The 21,870-nt window shown below is 69.2% G+C and carries 10 protein-coding genes and 1 pseudogene; 5 read left to right on the top strand and 6 right to left on the bottom strand.

What is annotated here, in order from left to right; genetic code table 11:
• Nucleotides 1-132: 132 nt before the first annotated feature.
• Nucleotides 133-6,303: a DNRLRE domain-containing protein gene (locus tag ACWD26_RS14150; RefSeq protein ID WP_451269624.1), complete on the bottom strand. Its 6,171-nt coding sequence runs from the start codon at nt 6,301-6,303 to the stop codon at nt 133-135.
• Nucleotides 6,304-6,546: 243 nt separating this feature from the next.
• On the opposite strand from ACWD26_RS14150, the gene ACWD26_RS14145 reads away from it, so the two are divergent.
• Complete coding sequence (locus tag ACWD26_RS14145; protein WP_451269622.1) at nt 6,547-7,122, top strand: hypothetical protein; 576 nt, start codon at nt 6,547-6,549, stop codon at nt 7,120-7,122.
• 73 nt (nt 7,123-7,195) lie between these two features.
• On the opposite strand, the gene ACWD26_RS14140 is transcribed toward ACWD26_RS14145, so the two are convergent.
• On the bottom strand, nt 7,196-8,023 hold the full coding sequence (locus ACWD26_RS14140; protein WP_451269620.1) for a hypothetical protein: 828 nt from the start codon (nt 8,021-8,023) through the stop codon (nt 7,196-7,198).
• Nucleotides 8,024-8,782: 759 nt separating this feature from the next.
• On the opposite strand from ACWD26_RS14140, the gene ACWD26_RS14135 reads away from it, so the two are divergent.
• A complete protein-coding gene (locus ACWD26_RS14135; RefSeq protein ID WP_451269653.1) occupies nt 8,783-9,232 on the top strand; it encodes a hypothetical protein in 450 nt (149 codons plus the stop codon).
• A 738-nt stretch (nt 9,233-9,970) separates the two neighbouring features.
• Here ACWD26_RS14135 and ACWD26_RS14130 read toward each other — a convergent pair.
• The 3 genes and pseudogenes from ACWD26_RS14130 to ACWD26_RS14120 all read right to left on the bottom strand — a co-directional run bounded on the left by ACWD26_RS14130 (nt 9,971) and on the right by ACWD26_RS14120 (nt 14,183).
• Nucleotides 9,971-12,622: an RICIN domain-containing protein gene (locus ACWD26_RS14130; RefSeq protein ID WP_451269619.1), complete on the bottom strand. Its 2,652-nt coding sequence runs from the start codon at nt 12,620-12,622 to the stop codon at nt 9,971-9,973.
• A gap of 419 nt (nt 12,623-13,041) precedes the next feature.
• Nucleotides 13,042-13,304 (bottom strand): annotated as a pseudogene (locus ACWD26_RS14125) (PIN domain nuclease); the annotation flags it as partial.
• A 90-nt stretch (nt 13,305-13,394) separates the two neighbouring features.
• Nucleotides 13,395-14,183 carry an IclR family transcriptional regulator gene (locus tag ACWD26_RS14120; RefSeq protein ID WP_451269617.1) on the bottom strand — a complete coding sequence of 263 codons (789 nt, stop codon included), beginning with the start codon at nt 14,181-14,183 and terminating at the stop codon, nt 13,395-13,397.
• A gap of 112 nt (nt 14,184-14,295) precedes the next feature.
• Here ACWD26_RS14120 and ACWD26_RS14115 point away from each other — a divergent pair, with 112 nt between their 5' ends.
• From ACWD26_RS14115 to ACWD26_RS14105, 3 genes are all read left to right on the top strand, one after another.
• Complete coding sequence (locus ACWD26_RS14115) at nt 14,296-15,255, top strand: 5-dehydro-4-deoxyglucarate dehydratase (RefSeq protein WP_451269615.1); 960 nt, start codon at nt 14,296-14,298, stop codon at nt 15,253-15,255.
• Between the two features lie 460 nt (nt 15,256-15,715).
• Complete coding sequence (locus ACWD26_RS14110) at nt 15,716-17,053, top strand: gluconate:H+ symporter (RefSeq protein ID WP_451269613.1); 1,338 nt, start codon at nt 15,716-15,718, stop codon at nt 17,051-17,053.
• 84 nt (nt 17,054-17,137) lie between these two features.
• Nucleotides 17,138-18,466, top strand: coding sequence for an enolase C-terminal domain-like protein (locus tag ACWD26_RS14105; protein WP_451269651.1), 1,329 nt, complete (start codon nt 17,138-17,140; stop codon nt 18,464-18,466).
• 291 nt (nt 18,467-18,757) lie between these two features.
• Here the strand turns inward: ACWD26_RS14105 and ACWD26_RS14100 are convergent, their stop codons facing one another.
• Complete coding sequence (locus ACWD26_RS14100; RefSeq protein WP_451269611.1) at nt 18,758-21,619, bottom strand: tetratricopeptide repeat protein; 2,862 nt, start codon at nt 21,617-21,619, stop codon at nt 18,758-18,760.
• Between the last annotated feature and the right edge of the window lie 251 nt (nt 21,620-21,870).

Below are 21,870 nucleotides of genomic sequence, written 5' to 3'. Positions count from 1 at the left end.
ACTGTCCCTACTTCCCTGTTTAGATTTATAACCACCACCCCCTACCCCCACATAATTAAATAGCCACCCCCCGGGGGGGGGGCGGGCGCCCCCCCCCCCCCCCACCCCCCGAAGTTCGTTCCAGTGTCCTATCTACTTGCGGTCGAGATACTTCTTAGCCTTGTTGATGGGCCCACCCGGGCCCATTTCCCGTTTGGTCGGCGGGCGCCCGAACGCCTTCTTGAAGTATTCCACCGCCGACTGCTGCGCCGACTTTCCAGGGATCCTGTTCTTCCCCTTGACGAAGCTCGGAGCGTCGCTCGCCCTTTCCTTCCCGGACTTGCGGGCCTCCTTCCAGAGGGTGCGGACCTTGTTGATGGCCCACTTCTTGCCCTTCCACCAGATCAGGCCGATGATCGCGACCACCGCGCCCACACCGATCACGGCGAGCACCGTGCCGGCGCTGACGCCGAGGCCGGCCATGCCGACCAGGGCGACCGCCGTCATCCTGCCGTCGAGGTCGACCAGGTTGACCGGGTCGCCGCAGACGTACTCGTAGCTGTTGCAGCTGCCGCCCAGGACGGGGTCGACGGACAGGAAGCGGCCGGTGGTGGGGTTGTAGAGGCGGGCACCCATGAGGAGGAGACCGGTCGGGGTCTCGGCGGAGCGCTGCTCGGCGCCGAGCCAGCCGTAGCGGTCGGCGCCGCCGCCCTCGCGGACGTTGCCGTACTCGTCCGTGTCGACGACCACGGGTGCCTGGCTCACGTCCAGCGGGAGCTGGAGCGCCACGTCGCCGTGGACGGTCGTGAACTGCAGCTCCGTGCCACCGGTCTTGCCGGTGATCGCGGCCAGTTTGCCGGAGACGGACGCCACGTTGCGGCTGACGGCTCCGCTCGCGATGTCCTCGACGATCCAGCGGGGGTTGTCGCTGTCGTCACCGTAGTGGTTGACCTTGGACCCGGTCTGGGTCCAGGTGGAGCCACTGCCGGTCTCGGTCTTGGAGGAGCGGAAGCGCATGGCCGCGTCGAGTTGCCAGGTCTGCCGCTTGCCGCCCGCGGTCTGCCGGTAGGCGAGGTCGTTGGCGTAGTAGTCGACGGTGCCGCCCGGCAGGGCGGTGGTGCGGCCGAACGCGTCGTAGGAGTAACCGGAGTCGACGAGCCGGTCGGCGCTGTCGTAGGAGTGGGTGGTGGTGGTGCCTCCCGAGGTGGGGCAGGCGCCCGAGACCTCGCCCGTCGCGGTGGTCAGACCGGTGCGGTTCGACCGCTTGTCGAAGGCGTACGTGCGCTTGGTGCACACCTCGCCGACGGTGTCCTCGACCGTGGTCAGACGCCCGGCCCTGTCGTAGCCGTAGCGCTGGTCGGACCAGCCGGAGTGGCTGGTGGTCCGTCCCTGGGCGGAGCGGGTCACCACGTCGGTGTAGACGGTGGTGCCGTCGCTGTCGCGGGTGTAGGCCCTGGACGTCGGGGCGCCGGTGGCGTCCTCGGTGACGTTCAGGGTGTAACCGCCGGGCAGCTTCTCGGAGGTGACGGAACCGTCCGCGTCGTACGTGGCGGAGAAGTCACCGGCGACGGAGTCGCTGGCCTTGGTGACCAGTCCGCGCGGTTCGGCGCCGTGGTCGTAGGTGTAGGTGACGGTCGAGGGAACGGAGTCACTGACCTTGACCGCGCGGTCCAGCGCGTCGTAGGCGGTGGTGGTCCGGCCCCCGTCGGCGTCGGTGTACGACATGAGGCGGCCGAGCTTGTCGTACGCCTTGGTGATGGTGCCCGCCGTCGGAGAGGTGATCCTGGTGATCGCCCCCGTCGCCGGGTCGTACTCCACGGTGGACTCCGGGACCGCCTGGCCGAGACCGCCGGTCACCGTGGTCTTCAGCGGGCGGCCCGCGTCGTCGTACGACCGGGTGGTCGTGCGCGACTGGCCGTTCGCCGTGTCGGTGACCTTGGTGGGCTGGCCGAAGTAGCCGTACTCCACGGTGGAGTCGGTCACCTCGTCGGGCCGGCTGCCGCCACCGGTGATCTTTCCGGCCGGTCCGCTCCAGCAGACCTGGTCGGCCCACTCGGGACGGCCCTTGCAGAAGCCGGTGCCGTCGGCCGCCCAGTACTCGGTGACGCGGGTGGCGGCGTCGTCGCCGGTGCCGGCCGGAGGCACGACGTCGGTGATGCGGCCCTGCGCGTCGTACGCGGCGGAGGTCGTCAGGTTCAGGCCGCCGGAGTCCTGGATGACCAGCTTCGGAAGGCCCTTGGCCCAGTCGTACTGGGTCTCGGTGACCTGCTTCTCACCCATGACCGAGAAGTAGTCGCGGACGCGGGCGCCGACGATCTTGAGCGTGACCTGGTCCTTGACGCCTGCCGTGCCGTCGGTGGGCCGTCCCTCGTCGTACTCGTTGACCGTCCAGGTGCGGGCGGGCACGGAGGTGCCGGCCTTGACCAGAACGGTGGTCCCGTCCTTGAGGTCCGCGGTCAGGTCCACCCGGTGCAGCGGACCGAACTCCTCCAGCTCCCGGGTGCCGGCCTCGTTGAACAGCGAGGTCGTCGACAGCAGGTGGGCGCGCTCGGCCGAGGGCCGGGAGATGATGCCCAGATCCGTCAGCGCGTCCTTCTGCGCGTCCGTCGTGCCGAGCGCCAGCGCCCGGTTGGTCGCGCTCAGTTCACGGACGGTGTTGCCGAACCGGTCGTACTCGGTGGTGCTGATGTGCTTGCCGGGCTCCGCCGTGTTGACGGTACGGCCCGAGGCGTCGAGGTAGTGCACCTCGGCGCGGGTGTATCCGCCGCCGGTCAGGTTCGCGCCGTCGTGGGACGCGGGCACGGAGTCGGCGGGGAAGACGGCGGTGGCGTCGCTCGGGGCGTCGAGCTGCCCCCACTTCGAGACGTCACCGCCGCCCATGGCGTGCGGTGCCTTGGTGCCGGTCAGCGGCACGCCGTACACGACACTGGTGACCGCCTCGCCGTCCGTGACGTCCGCCGAGCCCTGCTTCAGGGCCGGACGCGAGACGCTGAGCAGCATCCCCGCGCCGGGGGCGGTACCACCGCCGGCGTTGCCGTAGTCGAAGGTGTACGGCAGCACGCCCGACGGCTGGTACCAGGTGACCCGGCCCTCGTCGTAGGCGTACTGGGTCTCGGCCTGCTGACCGATCCGCGGGTCCCAGAACTGACGCAGCCGGCCGGCGGAGTCGTACCGGTACGTGCCCACGGCGGTCGCGGTCGCGGCGGTGGCGCCGGGGGCGGTGGCCCACAGCTTGAGCTGCTTGACCTGGCCGGTGAAGTCACCGAAGTCGGCGTCCGTCCCGGTGCCGGTCGCCGTGGTGGCGGTGGCGTAGACGAACTCCAGCACCCGGCAACCCCTGGTGGCCGGATCGGCCTCGCACGCGGCGGCCGTGACGGCCGAGGTGGGGGCGATGATCCGCTTGGGGCGGGACAGCGTCCTGCCACCCGAGGTCACGGTCTCGGAGACCACCTTGGTGGTGGTGTTGCTCAGACCGTCGATCAGGGCGGTGGAGACCTGCCATGTCGTGGCCGCCGGGCCGGGCTTGGCGAACGTCGTCACCGAACCCGCGGTGTCCGACAGGGTGAACGAGCCGGTGACACTCCCCTTGAGGGTGAGCGCCTCGGCACCGGGCTCGGGCACCCAGCCGGTCCTGGCCGCGTTGGCGGTGAAGTGCACCGCGTCACCCTCGGACATCACCACGTCGACGGCGGTGTCGGAGATCCTGCGGATGTGGCTGTAGTCGGAGGTGGTCTCGTCCGCGACGGTGCCGGCGACCCACTCCTTGCCGAAGATCGCGGCCTGGCCCTCCTGTTTCGCGCCCTGTTCGGGGTTGCGTGAGGAGGCGGTCCGCGTCACCTCCATGCCGAAGAACGACGCGTCGGTCTCCGACAGGGTGTAGTCACCGGTGAGCAGGTTGAGCGAACCGGGACCGGTCTCGGTGGTGGCCGCGCCGTCTGCGTCGCGGTCCACGACCACGGTCAGCGGTTCGGAGCTGCTGGCGGCGGAGTTCGGGCCGGTGAAGTCGGCCTTGATCTGGACCGTGCCGTCGGGGTCGACGGTGCCGGTGGCGTTCCAGACCAGCGCCGCGTTCCTGCCGTTCGTGAGCCCGACCGGCCAGGCGGTCAGCGCCGTGCCGCCGGAGGTGACGTCCCCGACGGGGATCTTCACCCAGGAGTCGGCCTCGGAGCGGCGCCAGGAGAAGGAGACCTTGTCGTACTTGCCGCCCTCGGCCTCGGCGACCAGCGGCAGCCGGCGTGCGGTGCGCTCGCCGTCGGCCGGCTGGAGGAAGCCGCCGGAACCGGCGTGGAAGGTGTACTCCTTGGCCTCGGACTTGTTGTCCGCCTTGTCGACGGCCCGCACCTGGAGGGTGTGGGTGCCGTTCTTGGGCGGGGTGACGGATATCCCCTTGGCCGCGCCGGCGCCGCCGGTGGCGACCCTGGTCCAGGTCACGCCGTCCAGCGACCACTCCAGCCAGTTGTGGTCCGCGGCGGGCGGGGTGACGGTGAAGGTGCCGGCCTGTCCGGCGCCCTTGACCCACTGCCCTGCCGGATAGTCCGTGGACGTGATCTGCGCCGGGGCGGACGGGGCCGAGGTGTCGACGGTGAACGTCTTCCACGCCGACCAGCCGACGTTGTAGTGCTTCCCGTCGTAGGGGTTGGTGCGGAACTTGTACGTCCTGCCGTTGCTCAGCACCCCTGCGGGGACCGTCACCGACGCCGCGGACCCGGAGGCCACGTACTTCGAGACGATCACCTCGCCGACCTGGGCGTCGGTGGCGCTGTCGAAGATCTGGAAGGTGCCGTTGACCTTGTCACCGTCGGCGTCGACGAAGGTGTCGCGCAGCGTCGGTGTGGTGGTGTTCACCACGTAGGCGCCGCCGTAGGAGAAGAACGGCGGACCGGCCTCCTGCCGGGTGCCCGTCTTCGGCCGGAAGTTGTAGTTCAGCACGAGCTTCGGCGGATTGGCCGCCGCGTTCGCGGAGTTGACCCGCTTCCACTGCGCCACGGCCGACTCGCTCGTCGCACGCACGCCCATGTGCCCGCGGGTGGCCTTGGCCGAGGCCCACTCCTGCGCCAGCGTGGTCACGTCGGCGTTGATCCAGCCGTCCGGCTGGGAGGTGCACGAGGCGTTGCCGCGGGTCTCGGTGGAGGTGGCCTTCTTCGCTGTCATCGAGGGGCGGTTCGACCACCGGGAGGACGTCGACGCGGCCCCGGCGGACCACACCTCCCACGACTGCGCCGCGCAGTCCGTCTGGTTGCCGGAGTGGAAGTTCCACAGGCTCAGCTTCGCGCTGGTGACCAGGGCGTCGGCGATGGGCGAGGTGTTCCAGCTGAGGAAGGACTGTGCCGTGCGGGGCGTCCCGTCGGCGTTGGTGGTGCCCGGGTTGCCGAAGTCCAGCTCGGTGTCGGACGACCAGTCGACCGTCTCGCCCTGCTGCACATAGGTGTCGAAGACGTTCGACAGCGAGGACGTCGACGGGTCCACCGTCACGGGGTACCGGGTCGCGGGGTCGGCGAGGAACTCGGGGTCAGGCGTGACCACCAGATCGACGCCCGACCCCTCCTCTCCCTCCCCGCCCTTCTCGACCACCTTCATCGACACCGGCACCCGGCGGGTGTGCTCGCCGGAGCGCTTGTCGACGGTGGAGTCCCACATCACCGGCGCGGGCATGACGGCCCGCTTCTTGTTCTTCTCGTCGGTGAACTGCAGGCCACCGTCCTTCAGCTGCTCGACCTTCAGCCCGTCGGTCTCCAGCGGCAGCGTGTAGGAGAACCCGCCGGTGGCCGGCTTCTCCTTGATCTCGACGTACTGCTCGAAGCCGGTGCGGGTCGCCTCGACGACGACGTCCGCGCCGGGCACGGCGTTGACGTACTCCGCCCGCGTCCCGTCCAGTTTCGGCTCCGGCAGTCCGCCCTTCCAGCGCAGCGTGATCTGCTCGTCGCCCTCGCCCAGCGTCACCAGGTCGACGGCCTTCGACCGCTGTGCGGCCTTCAGCGACTTCGCGGGCGTACCGGTCCGGCCCGCCAGCCGCAGCCCGCGCGGATGCGCCACCGGCTCCACGCCGTCACCGGACTCGCGCAGCTCCACGTCGACGTCGACCCAGGTGCCGTCGCGCTCGAAGCGCACCGGCCCGGCCGACATCTCCGTGGTGAGGCTGCCGTCCTTGTTCACCCAGGTCGTGGAGGTCTCGGTGCGCTCCGACAGTGCCTCCACCCGCTTGCCCGACAGCCGCGCCGCGACCTTCGCGGACGCGATGTCCGCGGCGGTGGTCGCCGCCTCGGGCTTGGCGGGCTTCTGCTGCGGAGCGGCCGCGGCCGGCCCCTGCAGCAGGGTCACGGACACGGCGGCGGCCAGGCCGCCCGCCGTCCAGCGCAGATACCTACTGCGCCCATGCCAAACAGTCCTTCTCCGGAAAGGAGAGGACGAATCCCCCTGTGGTCTCAACATCCACCCGTGTTCGGTTCTGAGCCGCCAGATGTAAGGCTGCTGTAAAGAATGTGGTCGATGTGAAACCTAGCTGCCGCCGCAAGAGACAAACGGGCCTGATCATCGCAAAGGGCGTGCGGGATTCCCCTATTGCTCCTTGTGACATGGCACACGCGCAACGAGGGCGCGGACAGGAGGAGTTGTGACTACCTTCCGTTGCTGCTCCGCGTGGAGCCCCGTCTGGTCCTCCCCGGCCAGGAAGGCGACTACTTCAGCGGGGAGCAGGTGGCCACGTGGGGGCTCGACCAGTTCTGGGGCCTCCCGGAGTATCCGCACACGCCGTACTACCGGACCTTCGAGACCGCAGTCGACGCGTCAGCTCACCTCTATGAGTTCGTCGTGCCCATGGTTCCCCCGACGTGGAACACGAGGGAGCGCCTCGAGGAGTACATCGAACTCATGAGCCGAGGATCGGTCCCGACGGCTGTGGCGGTCTCCACGCTGGACGTCTGCGAACCCGCCTCCGGCCTGCCGACAGACCACTACCGACACTGGGCTCTGACACACTTCCTGCTCGACGGCCACCACAAACTGGAGGCTGCGGCCACGACCGCCCGCCCGGTGCGGCTCCTTTCGCTTCTGGCCGTGGGTGAGGGCCTGGCCGAATCCGAAGACTGCGCCCGGCCGCCTGCTCTGCGCACGCAACTCCGCTCGGCCCGAGCGACCGGCACGTGAACCAGCACCGAAGACCAAGGTGTCGTCGAACCGTTGCAGCCGAGACGTGGCCACGGGTGGGTGTCCGACGCCCTCACGCAGAAAGCGACCCGAGGTACTCCTCGCCCGTTTCCGTGATCCGCATGGCGTTGTCGCCCATCGAGCGGTTGGCGAATCCCTGACGGTGCAGACCCGTGAAATGACCGGTCATGTCGCGGGTCGGTATGCCATCCCCGAGCTTGTCGGTGAGCCAAGCGGCCTCCGTGTTCCGGAGGGCTTCGATACCGAGGTGCTTGGCCAGCTTGAGGGCCCACAAGAGCTTGTCCCGCTTCAGCTTGACTCGGTGGTAGGGAATGACCCCATCGAGCGTCGTCGGTATGTGGTCGAGGCTGGCGAACGCCTCCGGTACGGGGATAGCGCGCGGCTTTCTCCTCGCACCCCCTCGCGATGCGGAACCTGCAATGGCGGGCTTGCCGCCACGCCTGACGCGAAGGCCGTCGAAGCCATCCTCGATCACGTTCTGGGCTGCCTGTGACAGGTAGAACTCACCCTTGACCTCCCCCTCATGAATCCAGCCAACCTGTACGGCTTTGTCGAAGTCGCGGGTGAAGTGTGCCGGGATGCGCTCACGCGCACGCTGAAAGAGTCTCCGTACATCACTTTGAGTAAAGGTCTCATGACCTTCCCCTTGCAGCAGGTACGAGGCGAAGGCAGTCATCTTCTCCGGGTTGGTTCGCGCACCCGAGAACTCCAGCGCTTGGCGTGGGCCCTCGACGGACTGCCGTGGGTGAGACTCGTCCCGCGCCGGGATCTCGAGATGGGCCTCTTCCGCCTCTGGGGCGGATGCCGGGGGAAGAGCAGGGGGCTCGGGGCCGGGAGCTGGACGCGTCAGCTCCGGCGGGGCCTGCAGCATGCTGATCACCTGGGCTCCTTGGGCCACACTTATCTCCTGTTGGAACGTGATGCGACCACTGAGCACCAATCGGACTTCTTGGGGCATATCTGTCATGTAAGAACGGTAGCTCTTGTGACAGTCACCGCAAAGAGCTGGTGGAGAGCCGATGCCTCGTGGACAGGGCAAGGACCGTTCGGCCGCGTCCTCGAGACGACCGACGTGCCGCCCATCACGCTGCGGGACCTGCGCCACGTCGCCGCGACGCTCACGCACGGAGGGAGCCGCCATGAGCGTGTCCCGCCGTACCCTCCTGCTCGCGGGAGGCACCGCCGCCACCCTGCTGCCTCTCGGAGGCATCATGCCCGCAGCCCAGGCCGCCACCCCGAGCGCCGCGGGAACGACCCCCGCCCCCACCCCGATTCCGGACCCCTCCCCGTCACCGGCACCTGGACCCGTACCCCCGACGGTGGCCAGAAGGCGACCGCCGGCGGTCGTGAGCCCGCCCTCGCGCTGTCCGAGCAGCAACTCGCGGCCAAGGGCACGTATACGGTCCGCGTCACGCCCCAATCCGCCTCCTCCGTGGGAAGCTGCGATCATCAGCACCTCGCTGATGTGCTGACCTGCGCGAACGCTGTGGGTGCAGGCTTGTCTGACGCAGCGACATTCACCGTGATTCCCCGCTGTCCCCCGCTCGATCCGGTGCGGTTGGTGGTTCTGATGGGCGGAGGGCGCGGGCTGGCAGCCCCAGCCTTGGTTGGCTCAGTGAGGGATGCCAAGATCCGCGGCATGGGAGTTCTCTTCGGCTACTTCGCCGCCGCTGACGATGATGACGCGGTCCGGGCCGTTGTGCGCGATGATGACGAGCCGACCGCGGCGGGCTACGACGGGTTCGACGTCAATGCCATGGACCCGACCCTCGACCTGCTGCCGGCCGAAGTGCTCCTCACAGGCCGGGCAGCCGAAGCAGTCCGGGCCGACCCCCGGCACGGCCACCTGGTCGCGATGGTCGATGACGGGCAGCTCGTGTGTCTGTCGCTCACGGATGCTCTTCGTGATGCGCTCGCCGTAGCCGATCGGGCGTCGCTGCGGGGCATTGCCCTGAAGTGGGCCGCATCAGATGTCTTCTCCGTGCCTCCCGATCCAGACGGCCTTGCCGCGTTCCTCAATCAGGCGAGCGACTTGGCGGGCAGGGCGATGGATCGGGGGCATCGTCTCTACTGCTGGATCTGTGTCTGATGGTTCTGGCCAAGGCCAGACCTGCCGACGTTGGCCGCGGACTCAACACCACCGTACGCAGATGGTCGCCGCCGTGGCCGTCGCCGTCGGGGCGGTAACACGCCGCCAGACATCCCGCCGCCCCGGGGGGCCTCCCCGCCAACCGACGAAGCAGCCGAAAAGGAATGCCCGTCATCACCAGGCAGAGGAAGGCGTACCTGTCAGGGGCTGGTTGTCGCGTTCCTCGAAGCGGCCGCCGCCCGGCCACGACGATGCCGACTACCGTGCCATTGCCCGACCCGCAACCGACCTGACCGAGCACAACATCCACGAGGTTGCCTGACACGTTTTCCGCCGCCCGACGCCAGGCGAGTGCGGCTATCAGGGAGAGCGCGGACGTCAACAGTGCGGCCGGCCGTGTCGTCGAGGCGCTGCTGGTCGGTGAGGTGCTGTGACCGCCGACCGGGTCGGCGGGCGACGATGGGCGATGACGCGGAGGCTCTCCGCTCCGGGCGACGGGGCGGAGAGCCTCTGGGCAGAAGCGACGGCGCTTGGGTGCTTTAGGTCTCTGACCTGGGAAGATGTTTTCCCTTCAGCGTGGTCGTGAGGGGGGTTCGCACCGTTGTTGAGTGTGCTAGCGAACCTCGGAGGCGCTGTTCAGAGAACTGACAGCCGACGGGCTCGGCGACCAGGTCGAGGTTCCTCAGCCAGGGCGGGGCTGCAGGCCGTGGTGCCTGCGGCCCCGCTCGGGCGTTGGGGTCAGGACGGGTCGCCGTACTGGAGGCCGCGTCCGTTGGTGCCGACATAGACGCGGCCGTAGGTGTCGGGGTCACCGGTGATGACGCCGACGCCGCCGATGGCGCCCCACTGGTGGGCGTCGTCGTTGACGCGGAGCCAGGTGGCGCCCTTGTCGGTGGAGCGGAAGACCCCGGTGACGTCCTTGACGGTGCCGATCAGGTACAGGGCCTGGTAGCTGGTGCCCTGCTTGGCCTTGCCGAAGCCGAGGGCGGAGGCGGACTGCACCGTTTTCAGCGTGGTGAAGGTGCGGCCGCCGTCGGTGGAGTGCAGCAGCCCCTTGCCGCTGCCGGCGATCCACAGGTCACCGGCGATGCCGGGGACGGCCGTGAGCCGGCCGGTGGGCAGGTTGGTGGCGCGGGCGGTGAAGGTCGCGCCGCCGTCGGTGCTGGCGTAGAGCGTGCCGCCGGACAGGGAGTAGAAGGTCCTGGCCGAGGAGCGGTCGGCGACGACGACGGCGCCGGTGCCCAGGCCGCTGACCCTCGACCAGCTCGCCCCCTTGTCGGTCGAGCGGTACGGGGCCTGACCGGCCTGCGTCCAGACGATGGTGGAGCCGTCCGCCGAGAGCGCCACATGACCGTCCTGGGCATCGGCCACCGGCTCTGCCTTGAAGCCGGTCCAATTGCTGCCGCCGTCGGTGGAGTAGGCGCCGTCCTGTGCGCCGCCACGGCCGACGCGGACCATCATCGTGGGCTTGGACTGGGCGAAGTCGATGTCGGTGCTGTTGGTCATCATCGGGTTCTTCAGCCGCCCGGAGGGCACCTTGGTCAGGTCGTCGTGCCGGAAGCCGCCCTGGTCGCCCATGGAGGTGATGACGGTGGCGCCGCCGGGCGGGGCGATCGCGTCCAGCAGCGCGGTCTCCTCCAGACCTCGGGCGCCCATGCTCCAGTCGCTGGTGCCGCCGCTGTCGGAAGCGTTGGCGTTCTTGCTGCGCAGGATGCCGTTGCCGGTGCCGTACAGCACGTGCCCGGAGTTGAAGGGGTCGATGGCCAGGGCGGTCATCCAGTGCCCGGTGTGGGTGCCGACGTAAGGCGCGGCGGAGGCGTTGCGCTTCGACTTGTCGGCCAGTGCCTTCCAGGTCTCGCCGCCGTCGGTGCTGCGGTAGATCTCGTCCTCGGGCCACCAGCGGCCGAGGGTGGTGACCATCACCGTGGAGGGTTTGCGCGGGTCGACGGCCAGACCGGAGAACCCGTAGTTGCCCTGGGAGGGGGAGATGTTCTTCCACGCCCCGCGGTTCGGCGTGTACTTCCACACCGAGCCCGCCGTCACGCCGTTGGGTCCGAGGTTGTCGGTGTACGTCAGGTAGAGCGAGCCGTCACCGGAGAGGACGCCGTGCTGTGGCAGCTGGCCGGTGGGCTGCCCGGAGACGGCCTGCCAGGTGCTGCCGCCGTCGGTGGAGCGGTACAGGGAGGTGGACTTGTCGTTGACGCCGACGTAGACCGTCTTGCTGCCGGCCGGGCCGTACGTCACGAAGGAGATGCCCGCGCCGCTGCTCGCCCCGTCCTTGACGGGGAACGAGGAGACCTGGCGCCATGTCACACCGTGGTCGGTGCTGCGCCACAGGCCGTTCTTGCGGGTGCCCAGCAGCAGGGTGGCGTTGTCCGCGGGGTCGACCACGAGCCGTTCGCCGGCGCCGCGGCCGTCCTCGTTGGCGCCCAGCTTGAAGGGCAGATCGGTGCGCTTGAAGGTGCGGCCCCGGTCGGTGGAGCGCAGGATCGCGCCGTTGCCCGCCCAGTCGTTGGTGTAGGTGCCCGCCCCGAGGTAGAGCCGCTTGGGGTCGACGGGGTCGGTGGCCACCGAGTCGATGCCCAGCAGGTTCCAGTCCTTCTCGCCGATCCAGTCGGTCAGCGGGATCCACTGCTCGGCCGCGGTGTCCCAGCGGTAGGCGCCGCCCATGTCGGTGCGCGCGTACAGCAGGCCTTTCTCCTTCTGGTTGAACACCAGACCGGTGACGTAACCGCCGCCGACCACCTGGGCGTTCTTCCACACATACGGTCCGGCCGCCGTCGTGGTCTGCGTGCCGCCGGTCCCGGACGCCTGGGCCGTGCCCGTCTTCAGCAGCTTCCACTGCTGGTTGCTGCCGCCCTTGTCGGGATACTGGATGACCGCCGCGCCCTGGGCCGTGGAGCCCCCGGAGACGTCCAGGACCTGGCCGCTCCTGCGGGAGGTGAAGGTGACGGCGCCGGAACCGCTCACCTCGTCGATCCGCCACTCCTGGGAGGCGGAGGAGCTGTCGGTCTGCTGCTCGGCGGCGGCTCCCTGAGCGGTCGAATTGCCCGCTATACCAAGCACCTTGCCGCTGTTGCGGTTCACCAGCTCGTAGTAGCCGTCCCCGGTGGGCTTCAGCCTCCACTCCTGGTTGGCGGTGTTCTGGTCGGTCCACTGCTGGATGCGGGTGCCGTCGGCGGTGGAGAAGGCGTTGACGTCCATCACCTTCCCGCTGCGCACGGAGACCAGCTGGTAGTAGGCATTGCCGTCGACCGTCGCGGCCTGCGAGTCCTCCTGTACGAACAGGAGGTACGGCACGACGACGGCGGGCACACCGAGCAGCAGACCGGTGGCGGTCCAGCGGCGGCGGTGCCGCCCGCGGCGCCCGCCGCTCGTGGGGTTGTTCATAGGGAGGCGTTCTCCTTGCATACCGTTCACCAGAGGAAGGCGGATCCGGGCACCGGAACTGGCCGGATCCGATCCTTTGTGGGCACAGGGTCCGCAAAGGGTTGCCGCGAGCCGGAAACTTTTTAAGATCACCTCGTGGGGTGGTAGGCGGGGTGGGGGGCCGGCCGGCGGGGCAACTCCCGCGGACGGTCAGATGGTTGACCGCTCCCACGCCTCGGCACCGCCCGCTGTCCCGGTGACCGAGATCTACGGCGGGGCTGGTCGGGGCGGACCTCGCCCCGTGCACTGGCCGTGTTCGGAATGTCCACCGTGCACGTCGGCCCCGGTCATCGCCGTCGGCACCATGCCCCTGACCATCTGGCACGGTCGCCGCTTGAACCGTCCGTGGTGGAGTACGACTTTCCCCACCCCATGGTCCATTTCCCGGCTTCGGGGCCGTACCACGGGAGCGCCTGTCCGGTGACAGGGGCGATGCACTCGAAGTCCCGGTCGCGGTGGAGAAGCGTCAGTCCCTGCGACTCGGCCGTGGCGGCCACCCGAGGTCGACGGCTTCGGCACCGCGGTGCAGTCCGCGCCGGGTGAGGATCTCCTGGCCAGGCGCGGTCGTCGGCCGGTGTCCAGCCGAAGACAGGCGCAGGTCCTTGATGCCTTGTACGCGGCCGGTGGCGGAGCGCGCGCCGTGGTTCGAGATCACCCCGCCGGCGGCCTGAGCGGCCCGGTGCTGCCTGAGCGTCGGCTCTCACCGACGAGGATCCGGGGTGTGCTCGCGGCCTCAGCGCCAGTCGGGTCCACCGGAGACGGACGGCAGGTGAGTTTCGATCTTCGCTCGTATCTCCCGCATCACGGAGATGATGCGGGCTTGGTGTTCCTCGGTCAGCCGGGCCACCGGAACCGAACAGCTGATGGCGTCGGTGGCCGGTGTGTCGTACCGCAGGGCGAAGCCGAAGCCGGCGATACCGGTCACCGTCTCCTCGCGGTCGATGGAGTAGCCGCACTCGCGCACCTGCGACAGGTCGGCGAGCAGTGCGGCACGGTCGGTGTGCGTGTTCTTCGTGAGGGGTGTCAACGGCCCGTCCGCGAAAGGCAGTTCTTCGTCGGCGCGCTCGGCGAGCAACGCCTTGCCGAGCGCGCCCGCATGGGCCGGGACGCGGCGGCCGACCCGGCTGATGGTGCGCAGGTACTCGTGAGACTCGCGGGTGGCGAGGTAGACGACGTCCGGGCCGTCGAGACGTGCCATGTGGATCGTCTCGCCGAGCGCTTCCGAGGCCTCGTCGAGGTACGGGCGGACCGTGCGGATACGTCGATCGCCGTCGAGGTAGCTGGTGCCGGTGAGCAGCGCGCGGATCCCGATGCCGTAGAGGGAGCCGGTGGCGTCGGTGCGGACCCAGCCGTGTTCGACGAGGGTCTGGAGCAACTGGTACATGCTGCTGCGCGGGACGCCCAGGTCCTCCGCGAGCTGGTCCAGGCGCGAGGGCTGCTCACCCCGCACGGCGAGCAGTTCCAGCAGCGCGACGGTCCGGGCCGCTGACTTCACCCCACGCACGCCTCTCGTCTCCGACATGGGCTCATCGTAGATCCGCGCCCCTTCGTGTCTGTCCACCCATTGACCCATCGCGTTCATGGACCTAACCTCCATCTGCATACATAGACAGCATCTGCATACAGGGACAGACGTGACAGCACTCAGCACTGAGGCAGCAGGGGTCGTCCAGCGGCTCCGTGAGGGAATGGCGAGCGGGGTACTGTCCTTCCCCCTCACGAGCTTCCGGGACGACGGCGGTCTCGACCTGGACGCCTACCGGGCGTACCTGGCCGACCGGTTGGACACCGCACCTGGCGCGGTGTTCCCGGCCTGCGGGACCGGGGAGTTCTTCTCGCTGGACGAGGACGAGTACCGGGCTGTCGTGCGCACCACGGTCGAGGTCGCCGACGGGCGGTTGCCGGTGGTCGCGGGCATCGGCTACGGCTGGGCACAGGCGCTGCGGTTCGCCCGTATCGCGGAGGACGTCGGCGCGGACGCCGCGCTGGTGCTGCCCCACTACCTGGTCGGGGCCCCACAGGACGGTCTGGTGGAGCAGCTGCGCCACATCGCCGACGGCACCCGGCTGCCGCTCATCGCATACCAGCGCGGTCAGGTCGCCTTCACCGCCGACGGCCTGCGCCGGATCGCACGAATCCCCACCGTCGTCGGTCTGAAGGACGGGCACTGTGACCTCGACCGGCTCCAGCGCCTCACACTTGCCGCGCCCGACGGCTTCCTCTTCTTCAACGGTGCCGCCACCGCCGAGATCCAGGCACGCGCCTACGCCACTGTCGGTGTCCCCGCCTACTCGTCGGCCGTCCACGCCTTCGCACCCGAGATCGCGAACGCCTTCTTCGCCGCTCTGCGGGACGGGGACGACGCGGGCGTGACCAAGCTCCTGCGCGAGTTCTACGTCCCGCTGGTCGAACTGCGCGACCGGGTGCCGGGGTACGCCGTCTCCCTGGTCAAGGCCGCCGCCCGGCTGCGTGGTCTCCCGGTGGGCCCGGTGCGCGCCCCGCTCACCGACCCTGCCCCGGTCGACCTCGCCGACCTGGAGAAGGTGCTGGACCACGGCCTGAGCCTGGTCGGCACCGCACGACGACCCGTTTGACGATCACGGGCTCTCCGTACGGCGACCCCTTTGACGACCATGGGTCTCCGTACGGTGACCCGCTTGACGAACCCGGGCACCTCTCGTGTCCGCCCGAACGAACCGGCGGGCACCTCTCGTGTCCGTCCGACAAACCGGCGGGCGTCCGTCGTGTCCGCCCAACGAACCGGCGGGCGCCCGTCGTGCCCGCCGGATGACCCACGGCTGGTCCGGAGAACCGGAGGATGCTCGGTCCGCCACCCACCCGTCTCTCCTCGCTCCCCCTTCGGGTCAAGGCCACAGGCCGCCGCCTTACCGTGCCGCTCACATCGCATTCCCGTATCCCGCCCCCCGCACTGCCAAGCGTCAGCGCACTACTGCCTTTGCGGGACGTGCGGCCGTTCTCGCCGTACGCCGATCGGGCCACCCAGAGCCGACGGAGCCTCCCGCTGCCCAGTCAACAGTTCAAAGGGGAACTGCCATGCCTCTGCTCGTAGTCGGGATCAGTGTCCTGATTCTGCTTCTCCTCATGACCAGGCTGAGAGTCAACGGCTTCGCGGCCCTCCTGCTCGTGGCGGTCGGCGTCGCACTGGTCCAGGGAATCCCGGTCGCGACCATCCCGGACGTCCTCTCCGAAGGCATCGGGGGCCAGATCGGCGACACCATGCTCACCATCGGACTCGGCGCCATGGTCGGCCGCGTCATGGGGGACTCCGGCGCCGCACAGCGCATAGCCGGCAAGCTCCTCGACGCCTTCGGCCCGCGTGGGGTCCAGGTGGCCATGGTGGTCACGTCCATGCTGATCGGCGTGACCATGTTCTACGAGGTCGCGTTCATCATCGTGGTGCCCATAGCGTTCACCCTGGTCAGGGTCACCGGGGCGAAGCTGCTGTGGGTCGGTCTGCCGATGTCCATCGCCCTGTCCACCATGCACAGCTTCCTGCCGCCGCACCCCGGCCCCACCGCGGTCGCCGCGACCTTCCACGCCTCCGTCGGGCTCACGCTGTTCTACGGCCTGTTCATCGCCGTTCCCGCCGGTGCGCTCATCGCCCTGACCTGGCCTCGCCTTCCGTTCATCAAAGCCATGACGCCTTCCATCCCCAAGGGCCTGGTCAGCGAGCGCGAGTTCACCGACGAGGAGATGCCCGGGCTGGGCTGGTCGCTGTTCGTGGCGCTCTTCCCCGTGGTGCTGATCGTGTCCGCCGCCGTGACCGACATGGCCACCTCCACCGAGAGCCCGTTCCTGCACGTCGTCGCCTTCATAGGCTCGGCCCCGATCGCCTTGCTGCTGACCCTGTGCCTGGCGGTCTGGGCGTTCGGACCGCGGATCGGCCGCAGTCTGGACGACATCAGTGCCTCCTGCACCTCGGCGGCCAAGGCGATGGCAATGATCCTTCTGGTGATCGGAGCCGGCGGGGCCTTCAAGAACGTCCTCGTCGAAGGCGGGATCGCCGACTACATCAAGGACACCACGGAACACTGGTCCATCTCGCCGATCGTCCTTGCCTGGCTCGTCGCCGTCATCCTCCGCATCGCACTCGGCTCGGCGACGGTCGCCGTCGTCACGGCCTCCGGAGTGGTGCTGCCGCTCCTGGCGGGCAGCGGGGTCCACCCAGAGATCATGGTGCTCGCCGTCGCCTGCGGTTCCATCGCGTGCTCCCACGTCAACGACCCGGGATTCTGGCTGTTCAAGGAGTACTTCAACCTCTCCGTCATCGAAGCGATCAAGGTCCGTACCACCTATACGACGGTGCTCGCCGTGCTCGGCCTGGGCGGCGTCCTGGCGGCCGAATGGGCCCTCGACGTCCTCAGCCTCTGAACCGGAACCCTCCGAACCGGCAACGTCTGAACACCCAACGCACCACATCCTCCCTCCCCTCCCGCAGAAGGACACCCGATGAGCATCGGACAGCCGACCGTCACGGCGTTCTCCGTCTACCCGGTCGCCGGCCGGGACAGCATGGAGCTGAACCTCTCCGGCGCCCACGCCCCCTACTTCACCCGCAACGTCGTCGTGCTCACCGACTCCGAGGGACGCACCGGGCTGGGCGAAGTGCCCGGCGGGGAGAAGATCACACAGACGCTGCGTGACGCCGAGCCTCTGATCGTCGGGGCGAAGGTGGGCGACTACAAGCGCGTTCTACGCGAAATCGGCGACCGGTTCGCCGACCGCGACACCGGCGGACGGGGTGCCCAGACCTTCGACCTGCGGACCACCGTCCACACGGTCACCGCCGTCGAGTCGGCGCTGCTCGACCTGCTCGGGCAGCACCTCGACGTGCCCGTCGCGGCGCTCCTGGGCGACGGGCAACAGCGGGATTCCGTACGGGTGCTGGGCTACCTCTTCTACGTCGGCGACCCGGACCGGACCGACCTGGAGTACGTCCGTGAACCCGACTCCGCCGTGGAGTGGTACCGGATCCGGCACGAGGAAGCCCTGTCGCCCGAGGCGATCGTCCGTCAGGCCGAGGCGGCCTACGACCGCTACGGATTCCGGGACTTCAAGCTCAAGGGTGGCGTCCGCGATGGCGTCGAGGAGGTCGCGGCCGTACGGGCCCTCAAGGACCGCTTCCCCGAGGCCCGGATCACCCTCGACCCGAACGGCGCGTGGTCACTGCGCGAGGCGATCGAGCTGTGCCGGCCGCTGGTCGGCACGCTCGCCTATGCCGAGGACCCCTGCGGAGCCGAGGGCGGCTACTCCGGACGGGAGATCCTTGCCGAGTTCCGCCGCGCCACCGGCCTTCCCACCGCGACCAACATGATCGCCACCGACTGGCGTCAGATGGCCCACGCCCTGGCCCTCCAGTCGGTCTCCATCCCGTTGGCCGACCCACACTTCTGGACCATGCAGGGCTCTGTCCGGGTGGCGCAGCTGTGCAACGCGATGGGCCTGACCTGGGGTTGCCACTCCAACAACCACTTCGACATCTCCCTGGCCATGGTCACCCACTGCGGCGCCGCCGCCCCCGGCGAGTACAACGCCCTGGACACCCACTGGATATGGCAGGAAGGACTGGAACGCCTCACCACCGCCCCACCGCGCATCACCGGTGGCGAGATCGCGGTCCCGGACGGGCCGGGGCTGGGTGTCCGCCTCGACATGGACCGGCTCCTCGCGGCCCACGATCTCTACCAGGAGAAGACGTTGGGGGCCCGCGACGACGCGGTCACGATGCGGTACCTCATTCCTGACTGGGAGTTCGACAGTAAGCGCCCCTGCCTGGTGCGGTAGGCGACTGTTCGTGGACCCGCCTTCGTCCCGGTCATGGTGAGCGCGACCGTCGTACTGCACTGCTGGTGGGAAGCGGGGTGCACCAGGGCCGAAACTCCCGGCCCCCCGACCTGCGGCGCAGACGGGGCGGGCAGTCGCCGAGCCCCGGAGACGAACCGGAGAAGTTCCTACTGGCGGCCGGTAACGTCATGCCGCACGACTGCACCCTGGCTGCGCACGACCAGGGTGCGGTCCGCACATCAGACCCTCAGAGCACGCCGAGGGCAAGCCACCTGAAAATGGACTAGACAGCTAACAGCCCTCAGGTCGCTGGCCTGGGGGTTTCATCTTCAGCTCGCCTGCCGCATGGAAGAGATGGCGCAACAGCGTGGTCTCCTCCGACGAGCAGTCCAGCTCTCGGAAGAGGCGGACAGCCTCCCCGCACGCGTCGACGGCCTCGCGATAGTCGCCCGATCCGATCAGAGCGACGCCGAGGTTGCCGTACGCCACGGCCGTTCCGTAACGGTCCTCCGTCTTCCGGAGGACCTCGGCGGCCCGGCGGCTGGCGTGGGCCGCTTCCTCGAACCGACCCATTTCCAGTAGCGCCTCCGCGATCTTTGTCGACGCCTCAGCCACCCCGTGGCGATCGGAGACTTCCGTGTAGAGGGCAGCGGCGGCGGTGCCGGCGGCGATGGCCTTTTCGAACTGCCCCATCTCACGACGGGTCGTGCCGACGTTGTTGAGGACATCGGCCTCGGACTTGCGATCCCCGGTCTGTCGGAAGAGCTCGGCAGCCCGGTCGTGAGCCGTGAGAGCCCCCGCGAACTCCCCAACCCTCCGCAAGGCGCAACCGAGGTTGTTCAGCGCGATACCTTCGCCGTTCGGGTCCGACGTCTTGTGGAGGAGCTTGGCGGCGTGCTTGTGCTCGTCCACTGCCTGGTCGGGGTGGCCGAGGGCGACCAGGACCATTCCGAGGTTGGTGCGGGCCAGACCCTCGCCGTGGCGGTCGCCGGTGTCGTGGAACGCTTTGGCGGCTCGGGTGTGGGCTTCCGCGGCTTCGTGCAGTCGGCGGGACTGCCGCAGGCACAGGCCGAGGCTGTTGCGTGCCGTGGCCTCGCCGTGGAGGTCACCTGTCTCCTCCAGGAGCTCGGCGGCCCGGGTGTGGGCTTCGATGGCCTCGCCGACGCGCCACGCTTGGAGCATCGCATTGCCGATGTGATTGAGGGCATTGGCCTCCTCGTGGTGGTCGGCGTTCTGGCGGTGGATGTCCGCTGCGCGGTTGAACGCCTCGATGGCGTCGTCGAACCGACGCTTTCCGGCCAGGGCCGCGCCGCGCGCCATCAGTCCGGTGATGTCGTGGCCGTTTCCTTCCTGGGTGAGGTCCGCGACCTCGGTGAGGACGGCGAGCGCCTCGTCGAACCGTCGCAGGTCGTTCAACAGGGCGGCGAGGTTGGTGAGTACGTGGCCTTGACCGCGGTTGTGGCCCAGCTCGCCGAAGATCTTGGCAGCCGCCCTGTAGGCGCTGATGGCGTCCTCGAATCGGCGCATCTGATGCCAGGTCGTGGCGATGTTGCTGAGAGTTCGGGCCATGCCGCGCCGGTCGTTCAGCCGTCTTCCGATGGCCAGAGCGGCGCCATAAGCCTTGACGGCCTCGTCGAATCGCCGCGCTTCGGCCAGTGCGACGCCGTGATTGCTCAGGGCGGAGGCCGTGCCGCCCTCGAGACCGTGCAGGTGGCACAGACCCGCGGCCGTGGTGCTGATTTTGATCCAGTCGTCCAGGTGGCGTCGGCGCTTGAGGTACCTGGTGAGCGCGAAGGCGAGATGGTAGCTGGTGTCGGCGTGCCCCAGGTGGTGCGCTGTCAGGACGGTGGCGATGAGGTTGGGATGCTCGGTGTCCAGCCAGTTCAGGGCCTGGGTGAGATCGGCGAAGCGGCCCGGGTTCTCGTAGCCGGGTCCCAGGAGCGTGTCGGCGGCTTCGGTGGTGAGCCGGTAGTGGTCGAAGAGGCGGCCTGCGGCCTCCAGGGGCCGGTCGGCCCCGGCCTGGTCGTTGCCGCGCTCGTGGGCGAACAACCGGACCAGATCGTGCATGCGCCAGCGGCCGTAGGAGGCGCCGCGGCTGATGAGATGGGCCTGGGTGAGGTCGTCGAGGAGGTCCTGTACGTCGAAGAGGTCCTCGTCGAGGAGGCAGGCGGCGGCCTCGGTGGACAGGTCGGGGCCGGGATTCAGGGACAGGAACCGGAACAGCCGCGCCTGGCGCGGAGTCAGGGCCCGGTAGGAGAGGTCGAAGGCGGCCCGTACGGCCTTGTCGCTGCGGCGGCTGAGGCGGTCCAGGCGGCGGTGCGAGTCCTCGAGGGCCTGGGCGAGGTTGGCCAGGGGGCGGGAAGGGGCTTCGGTGAGCGGCGCGGTGGCGACCCACAGTGCGAGGGGCAGTCCGGCACACAGCTCGACGATCCGGGCGGCCTGCGTGGGCTCCTCGGTTGCCCGGGCATCGCCGGGGCGGGCCTCTTCGAGTACGCGGCGGATGAGTTCGACGCCGTCGTCACTGTCCAGGACGTCCAGGTCGTACAGGCGCTCGCCCAGGTGGAAGGTGAGGGTGTGGCGGGAGGTGACCAGGACCGGGGTGTCGCTGCCGGAAGGCAGCAGCGGGCGGATCTGGTCGGTGCTGGAGGCGTTGTCCAGGACGACGAGTACGCGTCGGTCTTGATCAGCGTAGCCCTTGAGGATGGTGCGGTACAGCGCGCTGCGGCCCTGTAGGTCGACGGGGATGTGTTCGACCGGGACGGCCAGCTGACGCAGGAGCGTGTCCAGGGCCAGCTCCGGGGACAGGCGGCGCTCGTCGTCATAACCGAACAGGTCCACGAACAGCAGCCCGCCGGGGAACCAACCGGGTTCGGCGGTGGCCCGGTGGGCGGCCTGCAGGGCCAGCTCGGTCTTACCGACACCGCCCAGGCCGACCAGCACAGTGACCGCCACGCCCACTCCGCCCGGCGTGTCCGGCCCTTGCGGAGCCAGTCGGCCGTGGATCTCCTTCAGCTGATCGTCACGGCCGGTGAAGGTGGGAGTCGGGGGCGGCAGCCCGCCGGATGCCGGGGTGACGGTCGGCGGAAGATGAAGGATCACGGTGTGGCCCTGGACCACCGGGCTCAGAAAGACTCCGCCGCTGATCTCGTTCACCACCGCCCCACCGGCAGACTCGGAAGCCGCGGGCAGCACATCCAACGGGTACGCACCGCCACCACACCCGCTGTCGGGACCGGGGGCCTTCCCGCCGGCGGTCACCGGCGTGCCCCAGTCACGCCAGAAGGGGCTTCTCCCTGTTCCGAAGCGGTATGTTCCGGGTCGAAATCGGCGACCGTGGTGAGAGTGCTGCGGAAAGCGGCGGACCACGCCTGATGACGGCCGACCTTCCCCTCGATATCACCGGG

It is taken from the genome of Streptomyces sp. NPDC002787 (assembly GCF_053592095.1).
The sequence above is the reverse complement of the archived record's forward strand: the minus strand, read 5'-3'. Positions and strand labels throughout refer to the sequence as shown.